The sequence below is a fragment of the Aliirhizobium wenxiniae genome, from assembly GCF_019511445.1.
Classification (GTDB): Bacteria; Pseudomonadota; Alphaproteobacteria; order Rhizobiales; family Rhizobiaceae; genus Neorhizobium; species Neorhizobium wenxiniae_A.
On the sequence record NZ_JAEUAN010000105.1, the window covers coordinates 1 to 337 of the forward strand.

The following is a 337-nucleotide window of genomic DNA, read 5'->3' on the forward strand; positions in this document are numbered from 1 at the left end:
GCTCAGTGCCACCTCCAGCGCGATGGAACGACGGCCCGTCGATGGATGGCAAGGGTCAGTTCACCGTGTTCCAGAACGTCCCGATGGGTGACGAGCCAGTTCTTGGACCGGCACGCCCGGATAGTGGTGCGCAGAACGAACAGATCGGTAAAGTATAAGCCGTCAGCCGGCCCGGCCGCGCTGGGTCGGCTCATTCGCTTGCAAAATCTCAAAGGTGATGGATGGCAAAACTGAACCGCCGAGCAATGGCAGCACTCGCGCTCGGCTTCAGTCTTGGAGGCTTCTTCGACGGGATACTCTTGCATCAGATCCTGCAGTGGCACCACTTGCTGAGCGG

Annotated in this window: 1 protein-coding gene and 1 pseudogene; both read left to right on the forward strand. The window is 59.9% G+C overall.

Annotated features, from left to right (window positions below; all coding sequences use genetic code 11):
- Positions 1–158: pseudogene (locus tag JNB91_RS31085) on the forward strand (manganese catalase family protein); the annotation flags it as partial.
- Positions 159–221: 63 nt separating this feature from the next.
- On the forward strand, positions 222–337 hold a 116-nt coding region (locus JNB91_RS30500; protein WP_220329135.1), incomplete at its 3' end, for a DUF2243 domain-containing protein.